The following is a 17,621-nucleotide window of genomic DNA, read 5'->3' on the forward strand; positions in this document are numbered from 1 at the left end:
GCAAAATTAACAAAATATTCTTTTCCTACCATTAAATTAAGTAACAAAATAAAGGTTAGAGTGAAAATAAATTTTTAAATTTGCACCTTGTTTTTAGAAAATAAATTTTAACTCTTTATAATACAATAATTTACCCTATGTCAATCGCAGTTACAGAAGCAAAATTTTTTGCATGTAGTCAAAGTACAGAACTCGCAGAAAAAATAGTAGCTGCCTATGGCGCTAAACTGGGTAAAATTATTACATCAACGTATAGTGATGGTGAGTTTCAACCTTCTTTTGAAGAATCTGTAAGAGGATCCAGAGTTTTTATTATTGGGTCGACTCACCCTAGTTCTGATCATCTTATGGAAATGTTATTGATGCTTGATGCAGCAAAAAGAGCTTCGGCAAGGCATATCACAGCGGTATTACCTTATTATGGGTGGGCTCGCCAGGATAGAAAGGATAAACCAAGAGTCCCTATTGCTGCTAAACTGATTGCCAAAATGTTAGAAACTGCTGGTGCAACAAGAATCATTACTATGGATTTACATGCAGATCAGATTCAAGGGTTTTTTGAGAAACCTGTAGATCATTTATTTGCATCAACTATATTTTTACCATACGTTCAATCGCTAAATTTAAGTGATCTTACAATCGCTTCTCCAGATATGGGTGGTTCTAAAAGAGCTTACGCATATTCTAAAGCCTTATCAAGTGATGTCGTTATTTGCTATAAGCAAAGAGCCAAAGCAAATGTAATTTCGCATATGGAACTTATTGGAGATGTGACAGGAAAAAATGTAGTTTTAGTTGATGATATGGTAGATACTGCCGGAACATTAACCAAAGCAGCTGATCTAATGATAGAGAGAGGTGCCAAGAGTGTAAGAGCCATATGTACCCACCCTATCCTTTCTGGGAACGCATATGAGCGATTAGAGAATTCTAAACTAGAAGAATTGATCGTAACCGATTCTATTCCTCTAAAACAAAAAAGTGATAAAATCAGAGTTGTTAGCTGTGCAGATTTATTTGCAGATGTTATGAACAGAGTTCATAAAAACCAGTCAATTAGCTCTAACTTTATAATGTAAAATAATAATTAATAAATTTTAAAAAATGAAATCATTAACAATCAATGCATCTCAAAGAGAAAGCGTAGGCAAGAAAGCGACAAAAGCCTTACGTAATGCTGGACAGGTACCTTGTGTTATTTATGGTGGAGACACTATTGTACACTTTGCAGCGCCAGAAATTGCCTTTAAAAACTTAGTGTATACTCCAGACGTTCATACCGTGGTAATTGCGTTGGATAATGGTACAAAGATAAACGCCATCTTACAGGATATCCAATTTCACCCTGTAACTGACAAAATTTTACATATCGATTTTGTTGAAATTTTTGATGATAAGCCAATTACAGTTGAGCTTCCTTTTAGAACAACAGGAAATGCAAGAGGAGTTCTTAATGGAGGTGTTTTACGCTATAACCTAAGACGTATTAAAGTAAAAGGTCTTGCTTCTAAATTACCAGACTTGATCGAAGGAGACATTACTAACCTAAAAATAGGAAACAAATTATTAGTTACCAGTTTAGCAAGTGATGATTTCACAATCTTACACCCAGACAATACAGTAGTTTGTATGGTTAAAACTTCTCGTACTGCTGTCGCAGATGACGATGACGATGAAGAAGAAGGAACTGAAGCTGCTACAGAAGGAGCAGAAGCTCCAGCTGCTGAAGCTTAATCTTACAATTCTAGAGATACAAAAGCATTCTGATTATTATTCAGGATGCTTTTTTTATTTTTACATAGTTTTAATACTTCTATTTAAATTCGTATTAAAATTATACAAATTAAACAATTGTAAATCATATGCTTTCTGTATTTAGAAGATTATTTTCAAAACAAAAAGTAGAAGAAACACAAGATGATCTTATGAAAAAATTTCTTGTCGCCGGTCTTGGGAATATTGGTCCTAAATACCACAACACCCGGCACAATATAGGTTTTAAGATTCTTGATGCTTTGGCTAAAGAAGAAGGTCTTATTTTTGAGACAAACAAGCTGGGTGATCTCACAACCTACAAATACAAAGGAAGAACCATCATATTACTCAAACCCAATACTTATATGAATCTCAGTGGAAAAGCAGTTCGATATTGGCTGGAGAAAGAAAAAGTGCCAATAGAAAATCTTTTAGTGGTCACTGATGACATCAATCTTTCTTTTGGAACCATTCGTGTTAAAACTAAAGGTAGTGCTGGAGGACATAATGGACTTAAAGATATCGAAGCACAATTACAAACTTCTAAATATTGCAGATTTAGATTTGGAGTTGGTGATGAATTTAGTAAAGGCAGGCAAGTAGATTATGTGCTTGGAGAATGGAAAACCGAAGAAGAGTCTGCTATGCCAGAACGATTAGAAAAAGCAATTGCATTGATTAAATCTTTTGCTACCGCAGGAACATCAAACACAATGAATAGCTTTAACGGAAAATAAAGAAATGTATCCAAACTATTTTTTATTTTTACAATCGCTGTAAATTTCACTTCTTGAAATAAGCATAACAATCATATTGATGCCAAGCATATTAAATATTAGCGAATTTCATCTGATAATTGAACATGAATTTAAAATGAACAGATGAAACGTTATACAGACGCAAAAACATACGACAACCAAACACCTTCTGTAGTTACCATAGGTACTTTTGATGGCGTGCATATCGGTCATAAAAAGATAATAGATCGTCTTATAGAAAGTGCCCAGAAAAATGGATTAGATTCTGTTATTCTCACGTTCTTTCCACATCCAAGAATGGTCTTACAACAAGATTCTAACATAAAGCTTATCAATACAATCGATGAGCGTATACAAATATTAGAAAAGACTGGACTAACCAGCCTTGTTATTCACCCTTTTACACAAGAATTCTCCCGCCTTACAGCTGGTGAATACGTGCAACAAATGTTAGTAGATCGGCTTAATGTACGTCATGTTATTATAGGATATGATCATAGGTTTGGACGTAATCGAAATTCTAATATCACAGATCTCGCTTCTTACGGAATACAAAATGATTTTACTGTAGAAGAAATTTCTAAACAAGATATTGATGATGTTGCGGTAAGTTCTACCAAGATTAGAGAAGCTCTTTTACAAGGTGATATAACGAGAGCAAATACTTTTCTCGGATACGAATATATGTTAACCGGCATAGTAGTTAAGGGGAAAGAACTTGGAAGGAAACTCAATTACCCTACAGCCAACTTATACATAGAAGAAAAATATAAACTTATCCCAAAAAACGGAGTCTATATTGTCAAATCAGAAATTGATGGCACAATCCGTTTTGGAATGATGAATATAGGAACTAACCCCACGGTGAATGGTACGCAACAATCTATAGAAACTCATTTCTTTGATGCTTCTTTTAACTTATATGACAAAAAGATTCAAATACAGATGCTAAAACGTATTCGTGATGAAAAGAAGTTTGATTCTATTGAGCAATTGCAAGAGGCTATGCAACAAGATGAAGATTTTTCTAGGGATTATATAAACTCTTTGGTATGATTAATCGCTGGTTATTTACCCATATTGATAATAGTGCTCTTATCATATTTAGAGTTTTTTTTGGGTTTCTTATCGCAGCAGAAGCTATCGGAGCTATTTTTACCGGATGGATTAAAAGGACCATGATCGATCCAGAATTTACATTTAATTTTATTGGTCTTGACTTTTTACAGCCACTCCCCGGTAATGGTATGTATTTTTACTTTGCAGTTATGGGGATTTTTGGACTGCTAGTGATGATTGGATTTAGATATCGTTGGAGTATGATTGCCTATACGATAATGTGGGCCGGAGTATATTTTATGCAAAAATCTTCTTACAACAACCATTATTATCTATTATTACTACTTTGCATTATAATGTCTATTCTACCTGCAGGAAACTATTTTTCTGTTGATGTAAAACAAAATCCATTATTGAAAAAAATTTCAATGCCTCGATGGTGTCTGTTAGTGATCATTATACAATTATGGATCGTTTACACCTATGCTTCTGTAGCAAAATTCTATCCAGATTGGCTTGACTATACAGTTGCAAAAAACTTAATGGCTGGTCGCGCGCATTACCCTATTGTTGGAGATATCCTTCAAGGGCACTGGGCACATATAAGTGTTACCTATTTCGGAATTTTATTTGATTTGCTGATTATTCCTCTTTTACTATGGAAAAGAACACGATTCATAGCATTTTGTATTAGTATCTTTTTTCATTTATTTAATTCTATAGTATTTCAAATAGGGATATTTCCATATCTATCTCTGGCTTTCAGTGTATTTTTCTTTTCTAAAGAAAAGATACATCGCATTTTTATGAAAAAGAAAGAATTCTACACTGCTAGTGAAATGGTTATTCCTTCTTATAAAAAATTTGTGGTACCAATCATGACCGTTTGGTTTTTAATACAAATAACTCTTCCTGTTCGTCACTGGTTTATCCCGGGAGACGTGCTTTGGACAGAAGAAGGACATAGAATGAGCTGGCGTATGATGCTTAGAGGCAGGTCGGGAATCACAAATTTTTATATTTTAGATAAAAATGATCCTGAAGCTAAACGAAAATATATTAACAAGACTAATTACCTTTCTAGAAAACAATTACGATTAGTCTCTACTAAACCAGATGCAATGTGGCAATTTGCGCAGCATCTTAAAGAAAAGTATGCCACTGAAGGAAAAGATATCGCTGTTTATGTAAATAGCAAAATATCTATTAATGGAAAAGAACAAAAAGTATTTATCGATCCCGAAGTTGATCTTGCTAATGTCCCCTGGAATTATTTTAGCACCAATCCATGGATCATTAAATATAACAGAGAATAGGAAAAAAATGATTGTTCTCAAGTAAATACAATAACAAGAATGCATTTCTATATTTTAAGAACTATTTTTATCATCGTTTTAGGATTGCCCTTCTTGGTATCTAGTCAACAAGAAGAAAGGTTTACTTCTTTTGGAGTTACTCCTAACCCGGTTAACAAACGTTTATATCGTAATTTACACACAACCAGCGACCCTATCTCGCGAATAAAAATTATTGATACTATTGCAAATATTCATATACGATATGGAAATACGGATTCTATTATCTATTATGGTAACTTCTTAAAAAGTGAAGTTGTAAAATATCAGAAGAACATCCCGAATAGCGATGAATATATTTCCAAATCATATCACATATTAGGAAAAGGGAAATTAAGTAAAGGACTCTACGATGATGCGATGAAGTATCATCTTGATGGGTTATCTATCTCCCCGGCTTCCACAATGAGTACTTTGTTTTACACCCATCAGCTTGACCTTGCTATTATATACCTTCATAAAGAAGAATATGACACGGCACTACCTATATTACACAATTGTATAGAAAAAACCACAGATAAAAAACTAAATCTATTAGCTAAAAAAGCGCTAGCCGACTTACATCTTTTCAAAAAGGAAATTGGAATAGCACAATCTCTCTATCATGAAGTTTTGGATCAATTAGATCCAGGTAAAGATTTAAAAACCCAGTTGAAGATTCGCCTTAATCTAGGAAGAATCAATAGTATTACAAAAGAATATGATCATGCAATGGATCAATTTAGCTTTGTCAAAGAAAAAGCTATCCAAAATCACTTTTACGACCTATACATTGATGCTGTATTTCAAATGGGAATTATATACTATACTCTCGAACAATATGATGCTGCTGAGATGATTTTAAATTCTGCATATGTAAATACTGTGCAATGGAATAGACTAGAGTTACAACGAGATGTTATCAATATGCTAACTAGTCTGTATAGAGGACAAGAAGATTACAAAAATGCTTATGGGTTAATGACTCAATATGTCAACGTTTCTGATCAAATCTTAAAAAATCAAAACAAAGAGATTGTTAAGGAGTTGGAAATTAAATACCAAACCCTTCAAAAAGAAAAAGAAATCTTTACCCTCAAGGAAGAGCAACTACTTAAAGAAAATGAAATCAGCCGGCAAAGAACCATTAAAAATGCCTTTCTAATCGGCTTTGTTATCACTCTTATTCCTATCATTGCTTTGTTGATCCTATATTTTCAAAAACTAAAAACACAGGTCAAACTTAATAAGTCACAAGAGGAAGTAAACCAACAGAAAGTACACGGATTGATGAAGGAACAGGAACTTAACCTTATTAAGGCTTCTATGCAAGGACAAGATCGGGAACGAAAACGTGTTGCCAGAGAGCTACATGACAGTATTGGTGGAAACTTGGCTAGTATAAAACTACAGCTTTCTAATAATGATAATGGTAATCAAAACACTAAGATCATCAACCAAATTGATGAAACCTATCATCAAGTAAGAGATATTTCTCATGATCTCGCTTCTAAAAAGTTTCTTGAAAATGGAATTTCTAAGCTTGTAAAAGAATACATATCTAATATACAGGATGGTAGTGATCAGAACATTTCTTTTAATCCTCATCCCGAAGAACAAATCGACAAAATCGGTGTTCCTTTAAAAGAAGAATTATTTAAAATCATTCAGGAATTATTAACCAATTGTCTGAAACATGCACAGGCAGATCGAATTGATATCTATCTGAATCAATATGAAAAAACACTGCAACTTCTTTTTGAGGATAACGGTATTGGGTTTAATACCAAAAAAAATGCAGATGGTATTGGATTTAAAAACATAAAGAAACGTCTGGATAAATTATCAGGCACCTTATTTATTGATTCTACTCCAAACAGAGGTACAGTAATCGATATTGAAATTCCTATGTAATATCTTGAAGAGAGTACTTTACTTGCTCAAACTGATATTTTTTATTTAAAAATTCTCTGTAGAAATCATAACTCCATTTTCATCAAAATATTCCCATGTCCCTGATTTCTGATCTAGTTCATATCTCCCTTTTTCTTTAATATTACCATTAAAATGATACTTCTCATAATTACCATGCCATAACCCTGATTGGTATTGGTACATTTCTTTAACCACACCTTCTTCATTGTATTCTTTCCATTCTCCATCTCTTTCGCCGTTCTGATAGTATCCTATAATCGATAATTTTCCGTTTGCATGGTATTCCTTATAGGTTCCATGTAAGTTTCCATTCTTAATCGGAGTACTCATTTTAGGAGTTCCATCTGCAAAAAAGTAAAGCAACTCTCCTATTGCATTCCCGTTTGTAAATGTTGCTCTAGAATGCACTGCTCCATCAAAGTGATAGGTTTCCCAAATACCTTCTTGTAGATCATCCTTATAGCTTCCTTTTTTAGACAATGTATTTGTTCTTAAATCGTATGCTCTGGCTTCCCCATCCTTAACTCCATTTTTATAAGGTATAGAATCTACCTCGGCAGTATCTTCGTCATAATATGCCCAAACTCCTATTTTCTTAGATTGCTTAATCTTACCAATACCTTTGACATTACCATTCTTATGATATTCTATTTTTTGTTCCTCACTAGAGTCTGCACAACTTAAGCACAAAATCATTGCACTAAGAACAATGTATTTCTTATAATTTTTCATAAGTCAAATTAATTATTCCTTTTCATCTCTACATCATTTTATAAAAATTGTATCAGGAAATACTTCAAATTTAAAACTTCTACTATTGTCACCAAAGTATATCTATTATACAATTCGAATTAAGAAAAAGTAGAATATTATTTAGCATTTTAAGTGCTTTAAATTTATCATTGTATTGAAATAATATCGATTGTAGTTGAAGTTTTAAAAAATACAGTTCTTAAAGCAATCATATTAACATTAAAACCTAACCAATGAACATGTTCGATTCTACCAACGTAACGGATAAGTTTTTAGATGAAAAAAGAAAAAAAACCGACCCTTTAGCAGATCAAATCATGCATGAAATTATCACATCTGGTAATCATGCTCAATTTATCAAAACACTTAAAGCACTGGTCAGAAATAATAGTTATTCAGAACACCAATTTGACCTATTCCCAATTGAAATACAACAGAAGTTAAACGAATATTTTAAAACGACATCAACACTACCAGAGTGGCTTGATTGGAAACTTATCCAATTAGGGCAGGATGTATTTAACAGATATGTTTTATTGATAATGATGATGTTACAATATAAATCTCTTCCTCTTTGCTATTCTTGTAAAAACGGAGCAAAAATATTACATCTTACCGGCAGGTTAACCGAACGATATGGAAGTTCAAAAATATTTAAAAGACTTGCAGAAACAGGGCAAATGGTTGCAAATACAATGTCTCCTGGTAGTTTTTTACCAAATGGCAAAGGAATTGTTACTATACAAAAGGTACGACTCATACATGCTATGGTAAGGTATTTTCTACAATGTCCTAAGTACAATACTTATGAATGGGATACCGATGAATTAGGTGCCCCCATTAATCAGGAGGATTTAACAGGTACGTTAATGGCTTTTGCTCCAATGATTATCGATGGGTTAGAACAACTTAATATTAAACTAACAAAGCAGGAGAAGGAAGGTTATATACATTGTTGGAAAGTAATAGGCTATTTAAATGGGATAGATCATGATTTACTTCCAAACACATATAACGAAGCCTGGGAGTTATCCATCAAAATACTCAAACATCAAGCTGCCCCATCGGCTGAAGGCATCGAATTGACTAAATCCTGTATTGATCTTCATAAAAATTTAACACGAGGGTTCCTATCCAAAAATATTCCCGAATTTATGGTGAGATATTTTCTAAAAGAAACGTCAGAAGCTACTGGACTAGATATTGGTGAAACTATAGGAATAAAAAACAGCCATAACAATCATGAAAAAAAAATAGTATTACTTTCTAAGTTTGCATCAATATCTACAGTGAACAAATGCTTTTTAATAGCGTATCATAAATTTCAGAATATATCTTTCAAAAAAAACTTATCCGTGCCCAATTCTATTAACAGTGGTTAAACTCATCATTAAAAAAAGCTGGTATTTTTCATAAACCCTTTTAAAACTTTATTTATCTAATCCTGTCTAACTATTACATCCCAATAGTATTTACAGTATTACAATCAAACAGTTAAAAATGATCACGATTCAAACACTTTTAGAAAAAAAAACATTCAATGCAACAGAATTCAATAAGAAAACGACTCTTTTTATTGATATTACTCAAATTATTTTAATCCTTTGGACAATCGGAAGTTCAATTACGCAAGCTGGATCAATTTCTGCTGGAATTATTACTTATATTTTATATCCAATCTATCTTGTATATGCAATCACCTCCAAAAACAATCTAATATTAAAACTCATTGTATTTGGAACTTCTTGTGGTATTCTTGAGCTGTTTGCCGACCATTACGCCGCCATAACACTGGATTCATTAGTATATCCAATGGATGAGCCTATGTTATGGACTTCTCCCCTATATATGCCTTTTGCATGGTCAAATGTACTCGTTCAGATGGGGTATCTAAGCTTAAGACTAATCCAATGGAAAGGTATAGCAATTGCATCAGGTATTATTGCTATTTCTGGCGGAGTATATATCTTCTTTTATGAGAATATGGCCAAAAGTGCCGGTTGGTGGTATTATCAAAATGCCTCTATGCTATTTAACACACCTCATTATATCAGTATTGCAGAAGTACTTCTATTCATTACCTTACCCATTTCTATATATGTTGTTTATAAAAAAAACATAGCTTGGTCCTTAGTATTGGGGTCTATATCTGGTTTATGGATTTTGGTAGCTGCTATCTTTGCTTACACTATAGCCCCATAAGGTCATTTATAATTAAGTCTCAAAAGCAGTAGAAAAAATTATTATGACCCATAAATTGAATTTCTTATAACAATCCAAAAAAATTAAGTTCCAAAACCCGAGCTTTTATTTAAATTTGCTCCTTCATTACAAATGATGAAAAAACCGTCAAAAAAGATATCATGTTAGTAGTATCACAAATCATAGCAAACAAAGAAGCGTATATAAAAGCCTTGGCAAAAAGAAATTTTGATGGCGAATCGGTTTTAGGTAAAGTGATTGCCTTGGATGAAGATCGTCGTGCTACGCAAACAAAACTGGATAACACACTAGCAGATTCTAATACATTCTCCAAAGAAATTGGTATGCTCTTTAAGAATGGAGAGCAACAAAAAGCTAATTTACTTAAAGAGAAAACGGCACAGCTTAAGGAAACTTCTAAAGAACTTGGCGCTAAGCTTACTCAGATACAAGAAGAACTCACACAATTGTTATATACCATTCCTAATATTCCCCATGATTCTGTTCCTAACGGACAGAGCGATGAGGACAATGAAGAGGTTTATAAAGAAGGAGAGATCCCGGTATTAGAAGAAGGAGCATTACCTCATTGGGAGCTCGCTAAGAAATATGATATTATCGATTTTGAGTTGGGTGTTAAAATTACCGGAGCGGGCTTTCCTGTATATAAAGGTAAAGGTGCTCGATTACAACGTGCGTTGATCAGTTATTTTTTAGATAAAAACACTGAAGCTGGGTATAAAGAATATCAGGTTCCGCATTTGGTAAACGAAGCCTCAGGATATGGCACAGGCCAGTTACCAGATAAAGAAGGACAAATGTATCATGTAACCGGTGATGATCTATATCTTATTCCTACTGCAGAGGTTCCTGTAACTAATATGTTTAGAGATGAATTAGTAACAGAAAATCAACTCCCTATTTGTTGTACAGGATATACTCCTTGTTTTAGACGTGAAGCCGGTTCTTATGGTGCTCACGTAAGAGGCTTAAATCGTTTGCATCAATTTGATAAAGTCGAAATTGTGCGCATCGAAAAACCAGAAAATTCATATCAGGCTCTTGATGGAATGGTAGAACATGTAAAAGATATTCTTAGAGAGTTACAATTACCTTATCGCGTATTACGTCTTTGTGGTGGTGATATAGGATTTACCTCTGCGCTGACCTATGATTTTGAAGTATTTTCTACGGCACAAGATCGTTGGTTAGAAATTAGTTCTGTTTCTAATTTTGAATCTTATCAAGCCAATCGATTAAAACTAAGATTTAAAGATACTACAGGAAAAAATCAGTTGGCACATACGCTTAATGGAAGTTCATTAGCACTTCCAAGAGTATTGGCCGGTATTTTAGAAAATTATCAAACTCCAAAAGGGATTAAAATTCCTGAGGTATTGGTTCCTTACTGTGGATTTGAATGGATTGATTAATTTAATCCACAGAATGAATTAAAAAATAAGCCCAGTCATATGCTAATCAAGCAAATAACTGGGCTACTCACACCACATGGTTGTTCTACTAAAACAGGGATAATGCTCGCCATCTCATCCCACACATGCAATAACAATATATTTTTAAAATTTGTGACGAATCACAAATTAAATGGTTTATCTATTTGATTGACCCAAGAGTTGCATTAACTGACCATAAAAAATCGAGTTGAAGCGTGTCTTTACCGTAGCTTTGCTGAAAATCTACATAACGATTACCATTATAATTTAAACTCGAATTATTTTGAGGCCATCTTGCCTGGATATGACAGCTCATACAATTGGTTTGAATCCCATAATTATTTTGAACAGTTTTACCGTTATAGATACCGCTTTCATTTTCACCTAGTAAAACAGGATTATTAGAACCAGAAGGGCCAAAACCAGCCTCCAAATAAGGATTATAGGCATATAAAGATTCCCCAATGTTTTGACCATTAATATAAGGTTGAGCTGGTATTTTGGTTGAATACGCTGCTGTCATGGCATAATGACTAGCCGCATCATCTAAGGTTACATTACTTCGATATGAGGCATGCAATTTTGAACTCGGAAAATGAGGTGTATCGGGATATTGACTCCACCAAAAAGATTGCCATGTCCATCGTGTTGTTTCTTTTGTCATTACGTGCATTCCCACTAAAACAGCATAATCTCCATGTTCAAAATTTCCAAATGGCTCTGTAAAATTTTTATCAACCTTAAAATTTATAAAATCTGATATTGCAAACTTTGTTTTTCCGTCAGCTTCACTTTTACTCTTCACTACTTTAATTAAAGAATTTGGCCAATCATTTTGATCCCAGGTACGAATCGTGTCTTTTGGTGGTCCTTGCCATACATGAATAGTATCCTTGCCATTAGCCAAATTTACAGGAAGAAATACTGGTTTAATCATAATGGATTTTACTGGAAAACCTATAATTTGATTTGCACCGCTTTTAATCAATGATTTTGCTACTTTTTGATCAAAAATCCCTTGTTCTACAACATGCTTTTCTGCAGCAGGACTATATTTTACAAATCCAGCTAGTTGTGTTTCATTAATACTATCCAAACCTACTCCATGTCCCAATTGATGAGGAACGGTTAAAGGAAATAGATTTTTATCATTAATTCTGTCTTCTGATTTTATTTGTTGTGGTGTTCTCCATGATTCAAACACTCTAATTTTATGTCCGTTTTCAGTTTCTAAATCCGTCATTTGCGTAAGCCCTGCCCATATCTGCCAAGCATGTGTATAAATGCCTTCTATATTTTTTGGATTCGAGTAATCCTGTGTATATCCGATTAATGTCGCCTCAGAAACAGGAAAACCATATGTTGTTGGAAAAGGTTGTGGTATCAATTTTTGCTGGGGCTCTGGAGCCTGATAAGGTTCTGGCTTTTCATTTTTACAACTAAATAACCCTAGCGTGGTAGTTACTAAAATCATTAAATGTAAGAATATTTTATTTTGTTGTTTTCTCATTTCTTATTGAGTTTAATTTTAGTAACTAATGATCTTACTTCAGCCCCAGAGCAATTACCCACATAGTTTCGCTTTTAAATTATAACACCCAAAACTACATTACATATTACTTTTACTAATATCTAAAAAAGTTGAAAAAAATAATATTTCATCATATTTCATCATTCCAGATTCAATAAAATGTACAAATTCGTAAATTCATCAAAATTGATAATACAATAATTCAACATTAAAGGGTTAAACGCATAGATTAAGGGAACCATAACATACTACTAATTCGCATTTTGTTATATTTACAAAAAACTTGCAAAATGCGCCTTATCTTTTTCTATATCTCCCTAGTATTTACTTTTTCGACATTTGCGCAGTCGGAACAGTTGGCTAAAAACTATATCCAACAAGGAGCATATGAAAAAGCACTTTCTGTATATCAAAAACTATATGCCAAAAATCCTAACCGGATAAATTATTTTTTAGGGTTAGTAGAATCGTATCAACAATTAGAAAAGTTTGATGAAGCAGAAAGTATTTTGAAAAAAAGAGTAGAAAGAACACCTGGTAATGCTCAGATTCTGGTAGAACTAGGACATCATTATGATTTGCAGGGAAAATCTGAAGAAGCGCGTTTGTATTATGACAAGGCGGTAGAAACCTATAGTAACAATAGTGTAAATCACGCCTACTCCCTTGCACAAACATTTGAAAAATATAGTTTACTAGATGAAGCCGCATTGATTTATGAAAAAGGGATGAAAGACAATCCCCGAGCAAATTTTAATGTGCAATTAGCCAAAATCTATGGAGAACAAGGCAAACTAGAAAAGATGTTTGATAGTTATTTGTCTTTATTAAAAACACAACCCAATTATATCAATATTGTGCAACGAAATTTTGGAGATTACATATCAGAAGATCCGACAAATGAAGCCAATATTATCTTTAGAAAATTATTAATTAAAAGACTACAACAAAACCCCGACATTTTATATAACGAAATGTTGAGTTGGCTTTTTGTACAGCAAAAAGAGTTTAAAAAAGCATTTATACAGGAAAAAGCTATTTACAAACGTAAAGAAGAAGGTCCTGAAGGAATCATTGATTTAGCCAGAATTGCTATTTCTGAAAAAGATATTAAATCAGCTACAGAAATTCTTAATTACCTTCTAGAAACCTCAGCTTCAAAAGACATGAAACTTACTGCTCATAAGATTATTCTTAAAGCCAAAGTGGATAATGCCAATAAAAAAGAATACAAAACCATAGTTGATCAATATAATACAGTATTTAATGAGTATGGTAAATCCAGAGAAACGATAGGCCTACAAGTAGATTATGCTCATTTCCTGGCGTTTAATCAGGATAAAAAACAAGAAGCTATTGGTTTTTTAAAAGATTTACTCAAAAGAGAGCGGCTATCCAGATTTCAGTCTTCCCGAATTAAAATGAAAATTGCAGACATCTTAGTATTAGACCAAAAATTTAATCAAGCATTAATCTATTATACGCAAGTACAAAATGCACTAAAGAATAATTTCCTGGCACAGGACGCCCGTTTTAAAGTAGCAAAAACAAGTTATTACAAAGGGGATTTTGCATGGGCACAAACCCAACTTGATGTTTTAAAATCTTCTACCTCTCAATTAATTGCTAACGATGCTATGGAGCTAAGTCTTATTATAAGCGATAATTCTCTTGAGGATTCTACACAAACTGCTTTAAAGATTTTTGCCAGAGCAGACTTATTAGCCTTTCAAAATAAGAATGAAGATGCGATTGCAGAATATCAGAAAATCTTAACTCAGCATAGAGGCGAAAAAATCGAAGATGAAGCTTTTTTACGTCAGGCAAAATTATTTGAAAAAGAAAAACAATTCCAAAAAGCCAAAATCAACTACCTTAAAATTATAGAATTTTATAACGATGATATTCTAGCAGATGATGCTTATTATTGGTTAGCAGAACTATATTCGAATGAATTGGGTGAACCCGAAAAAGCAAAGGAATTGTATGAGAAAATTATCTTTAACCATGCAGCTAGTATCTATTTTGTAGCGGCCAGAAAAAAATACAGAACCCTACGTGGAGATGCTATAAATTAGGTAATTATCAATAGTTAGTTGCATGTAGTTTACTACCTTTGTTCGCTTAACTTTTTTAGATCAAATTCTATTTTCTTCTCAATTAAAATTAAACAATACTTATGTACATATATAACGTCACTATAAACATAGAAGAAACTATTCATAGCGAATGGTTGCAATGGATGAAAGAAGAGCATATTCCTGATATGTTAGCCACAGGAAAATTTAGTAAGGCGTTAATGACCAAAGTACTCGTAGAGGAAGAAATGGGAGGTATTACTTATTCTGTTCAATATACAACTAAAAATAAAGAGACTTTACAAAAATATTATGCTGAAGATGCCGATCGTCTTAGGGCAGAAACCAACCGCTTTGCAGGTAAATTTGTGGCATTCAGAACAGAATTAGAAATTGTAAGCGAACAGAATGGCTAAATCAAAGAAAAACAAAAAATACACTCCTAATTATTCTGTATCACAAGAAAAAACTGCTGTAAAAGCAAAAAAACATCTTGGACAGCATTTTTTGAAAGATGAAAATATAGCCCGAAAAATTGGAGATACGCTAACGCTACAGGGATATAAAAATGTTATCGAAATCGGTCCGGGAATGGGAGTTTTAACCAAATACATCCTCCAAAAAAACCTTGATGTCATTGCCATGGATCTGGATAGTGAATCTATTGAATATCTGAACACTAACTTTCAGTTAGAGCACAATGAAGTATTGAGGAGCAATTCATCTTTTCAGGTTTTGGAAGCTGATTTCCTAAAGTTTGATTTAAATTCCGTATTCCCAGGGAAACAATTTGCGATTACAGGTAATTTCCCATATAACATATCGACACAGATTGTTTTTAAAACATTAGAACATAAAGAACGTATTCCTGAATTTACAGGAATGTTTCAAAAAGAAGTAGCACAACGCATCTGCGAACAGGCAGGTACCAAAGCTTATGGTATTCTCTCGGTACTTACCCAGGCATTTTATGATGCCGAATATCTTTTTACTGTTCCTCCAGATGTGTTTAACCCACCTCCTAAGGTAGACAGCGGCGTACTAAGATTAACAAGAAAAAAAGACTATACTCTTCCTTGCGATCAGAAATTATTCTTTAGAGTAGTAAAAACCGCCTTTGGACAGCGCCGTAAAACACTAAGAAATAGTCTTAAAACTTTTCAGCTATCTGATGAAATCAAAATATTAGATATCTTATCAAAACGTCCAGAGCAATTGTCGGTAGATGAGTTTATAAAACTTACTCAATTGATAGAAAAACATACTCATTAAGGGATTTAACACAACCATAAAGCCTAATTAAATTCTTTGGTTATCTTTGTGGGCGTTTGCACACAAGGGGACACTAAACATCAGGCATATGCAATTTCAGGTTTCTAAAGAACTTATCCAACAGGTAAAGCACCTCATCAAAACAGAAGAGGATGTAAATCTGCGTGATATGCTCAATGAAATACATTTTGCTGATGTTGCAGAAATCATTAGTGAACTTAATTTATCTCAAGCAACATACCTTATCAAGTTACTTGATAGTGAGAAGACCTCTGAAGCTCTTATGGAACTGGAAGAGGATTTTCGAGAACGTATTCTGGAAAATCTTTCTGTAAAAGAAATAGCCGAAGAGCTGGAAGAAATGGATACCGATGATGCGGCAGATATCGTAGCAGAGCTTCCTGATGAAAGAGCAGAAAAGGTAATTGCCGAAATTGAGGATGAAAAACGTGCAGAAGATATCAAAGAACTCCTTACTTATGATGAGGATACTGCGGGAGGATTAATGGCCAAAGAATTGGTAAAAGTAAAAGAAACCTGGACAGTTGCTGGTTGTGTTCGGGAGATGAGACGACAAGCAGAAAATGTAACTCGAGTACATTCTATTTATGTTGTTGATAAAGAAGAAAAACTTAAAGGTAGATTATCGCTAAAAGATTTACTAACAGCATCTGCAAAAACACATATCAGCGAAGTTTATATTCCTAAAGTAGATTATGTAGATGTCGATACAGAAGGAGAAGAGGTTGCACGTATCATGCAAAAGTATGATCTCGAAGCTATTCCCGTAGTCGATCATGATGGAGTTCTGTTAGGTCGAGTAACCATCGATGATATTGTAGATTTTATAAAAGACGAAGCCGAAAAAGATTATCAATTAGCCGCTGGTATTTCACAAGATGTAGAAGCAGATGATAATGTTTGGGAACTTACCAGAGCTCGTTTACCATGGTTAATCCTTGGTCTTTTTGGAGGGTTAGGAAGTGTATTTATCATGGAAGGATTTGAGGAAGCTCTTAACAAATACAAAGAACTTTTCTTCTTTACTCCTTTGATTGCAGCAATGGCGGGTAATGTTGGAGTACAGTCTTCTGCAATCATTGTGCAAGGTTTAGCTAACGATAATGTAAAAGGGAGTCTTCTAACCCGTTTGCTAAAAGAAATAAGTTTAAGCTTAATTAGTGGTGTTACTCTGGGGATACTGGTTATAGTATTCGGGTTCATTACCAAAATGGAAATAAATTTTAGTCTAACTATTGCTATATCCATGCTATGTGTCATCATAGTAGCAGCATTAATAGGAACTTTTGTTCCTATTATTCTAAACAAGAAAGGTATCGATCCCGCAATTGCTACAGGCCCATTTATTACCACGAGTAATGATATCTTCGGTATTTTTCTATTCTTCTATATTGCAAAGATTATTTTAGGGTTTTAATCGAGATAAGCTACACTTTACGCTTTCAGAAGATGTTTTTTAGTAATTTTAA

15 protein-coding genes are annotated in these 17,621 nt (G+C 33.5%); 13 read left to right on the forward strand and 2 right to left on the reverse strand.

Annotated elements, in window-relative coordinates:
• Nucleotides 1-137: 137 nt before the first annotated feature.
• The 6 genes from DK442_RS10555 to DK442_RS10580 all read left to right on the forward strand — a co-directional run bounded on the left by DK442_RS10555 (nucleotide 138) and on the right by DK442_RS10580 (nucleotide 6,820).
• The gene (locus DK442_RS10555) at nucleotides 138-1,079 is read left to right on the forward strand and encodes a ribose-phosphate pyrophosphokinase (protein ID WP_109435826.1); all 942 of its coding nucleotides are present in this window, start codon (nucleotides 138-140) and stop codon (nucleotides 1,077-1,079) included.
• 25 nt (nucleotides 1,080-1,104) lie between these two features.
• Nucleotides 1,105-1,734 carry a 50S ribosomal protein L25/general stress protein Ctc gene (locus DK442_RS10560; protein WP_109435827.1) on the forward strand — a complete coding sequence of 210 codons (630 nt, stop codon included), beginning with the start codon at nucleotides 1,105-1,107 and terminating at the stop codon, nucleotides 1,732-1,734.
• Nucleotides 1,735-1,862: 128 nt separating this feature from the next.
• On the forward strand, nucleotides 1,863-2,492 hold the full coding sequence (gene pth, locus DK442_RS10565) for an aminoacyl-tRNA hydrolase (protein ID WP_109435828.1): 630 nt from the start codon (nucleotides 1,863-1,865) through the stop codon (nucleotides 2,490-2,492).
• A gap of 144 nt (nucleotides 2,493-2,636) precedes the next feature.
• On the forward strand, nucleotides 2,637-3,569 hold the full coding sequence (locus tag DK442_RS10570; protein ID WP_109435829.1) for a bifunctional riboflavin kinase/FAD synthetase: 933 nt from the start codon (nucleotides 2,637-2,639) through the stop codon (nucleotides 3,567-3,569).
• Entirely contained in the window at nucleotides 3,566-4,888 is a 1,323-nt protein-coding gene (locus DK442_RS10575) for an HTTM domain-containing protein (protein WP_109435830.1), read from the forward strand. Before DK442_RS10570 ends, DK442_RS10575 begins: the two co-directional genes overlap by 4 nt.
• Before the next feature lie 39 nt (nucleotides 4,889-4,927).
• Nucleotides 4,928-6,820: an ATP-binding protein gene (locus DK442_RS10580; RefSeq protein ID WP_109435831.1), complete on the forward strand. Its 1,893-nt coding sequence runs from the start codon at nucleotides 4,928-4,930 to the stop codon at nucleotides 6,818-6,820.
• Between the two features lie 45 nt (nucleotides 6,821-6,865).
• On the opposite strand, the gene DK442_RS10585 is transcribed toward DK442_RS10580, so the two are convergent.
• Nucleotides 6,866-7,573, reverse strand: a complete 708-nt coding sequence (locus DK442_RS10585) for a toxin-antitoxin system YwqK family antitoxin (RefSeq protein ID WP_109435832.1) — start codon at nucleotides 7,571-7,573, stop codon at nucleotides 6,866-6,868.
• Between the two features lie 254 nt (nucleotides 7,574-7,827).
• On the opposite strand from DK442_RS10585, the gene DK442_RS10590 reads away from it, so the two are divergent.
• The 3 genes from DK442_RS10590 (at nucleotide 7,828) to serS (ending at nucleotide 11,229) form a co-directional block, all read left to right on the forward strand.
• A complete protein-coding gene (locus DK442_RS10590; protein WP_109435833.1) occupies nucleotides 7,828-8,976 on the forward strand; it encodes an oxygenase MpaB family protein in 1,149 nt (382 codons plus the stop codon).
• Between the two features lie 118 nt (nucleotides 8,977-9,094).
• Nucleotides 9,095-9,796: a hypothetical protein gene (locus DK442_RS10595; RefSeq protein ID WP_109435834.1), complete on the forward strand. Its 702-nt coding sequence runs from the start codon at nucleotides 9,095-9,097 to the stop codon at nucleotides 9,794-9,796.
• A gap of 161 nt (nucleotides 9,797-9,957) precedes the next feature.
• Entirely contained in the window at nucleotides 9,958-11,229 is a 1,272-nt protein-coding gene (serS, locus tag DK442_RS10600) for a serine--tRNA ligase (RefSeq protein ID WP_109435835.1), read from the forward strand.
• A gap of 181 nt (nucleotides 11,230-11,410) precedes the next feature.
• Here serS and DK442_RS10605 read toward each other — a convergent pair whose 3' ends face one another.
• Nucleotides 11,411-12,760 carry a hypothetical protein gene (locus DK442_RS10605; protein ID WP_109435836.1) on the reverse strand — a complete coding sequence of 450 codons (1,350 nt, stop codon included), beginning with the start codon at nucleotides 12,758-12,760 and terminating at the stop codon, nucleotides 11,411-11,413.
• A gap of 311 nt (nucleotides 12,761-13,071) precedes the next feature.
• On the opposite strand from DK442_RS10605, the gene DK442_RS10610 reads away from it, so the two are divergent.
• The 4 genes from DK442_RS10610 to mgtE all read left to right on the forward strand — a co-directional run bounded on the left by DK442_RS10610 (nucleotide 13,072) and on the right by mgtE (nucleotide 17,569).
• Entirely contained in the window at nucleotides 13,072-14,859 is a 1,788-nt protein-coding gene (locus tag DK442_RS10610; protein WP_109435837.1) for a tetratricopeptide repeat protein, read from the forward strand.
• A 101-nt stretch (nucleotides 14,860-14,960) separates the two neighbouring features.
• The gene (locus DK442_RS10615; protein WP_109435838.1) at nucleotides 14,961-15,275 is read left to right on the forward strand and encodes a DUF4286 family protein; all 315 of its coding nucleotides are present in this window, start codon (nucleotides 14,961-14,963) and stop codon (nucleotides 15,273-15,275) included.
• Nucleotides 15,268-16,131 (forward strand): 16S rRNA (adenine(1518)-N(6)/adenine(1519)-N(6))-dimethyltransferase RsmA, encoded by an 864-nt coding sequence (gene rsmA, locus DK442_RS10620; protein ID WP_109435839.1) that lies wholly within the window; start codon nucleotides 15,268-15,270, stop codon nucleotides 16,129-16,131. The genes DK442_RS10615 and rsmA overlap by 8 nt, the downstream gene beginning before the upstream one ends.
• 88 nt (nucleotides 16,132-16,219) lie before the next feature.
• Complete coding sequence (gene mgtE, locus DK442_RS10625) at nucleotides 16,220-17,569, forward strand: magnesium transporter (protein ID WP_109435840.1); 1,350 nt, start codon at nucleotides 16,220-16,222, stop codon at nucleotides 17,567-17,569.
• Nucleotides 17,570-17,621: the final 52 nt, after the last annotated feature.

Source organism: Aquimarina sp. AU119 (assembly GCF_900312735.1).
In the GTDB taxonomy this organism is placed as follows: Bacteria; Bacteroidota; Bacteroidia; order Flavobacteriales; family Flavobacteriaceae; genus Aquimarina; species Aquimarina algiphila.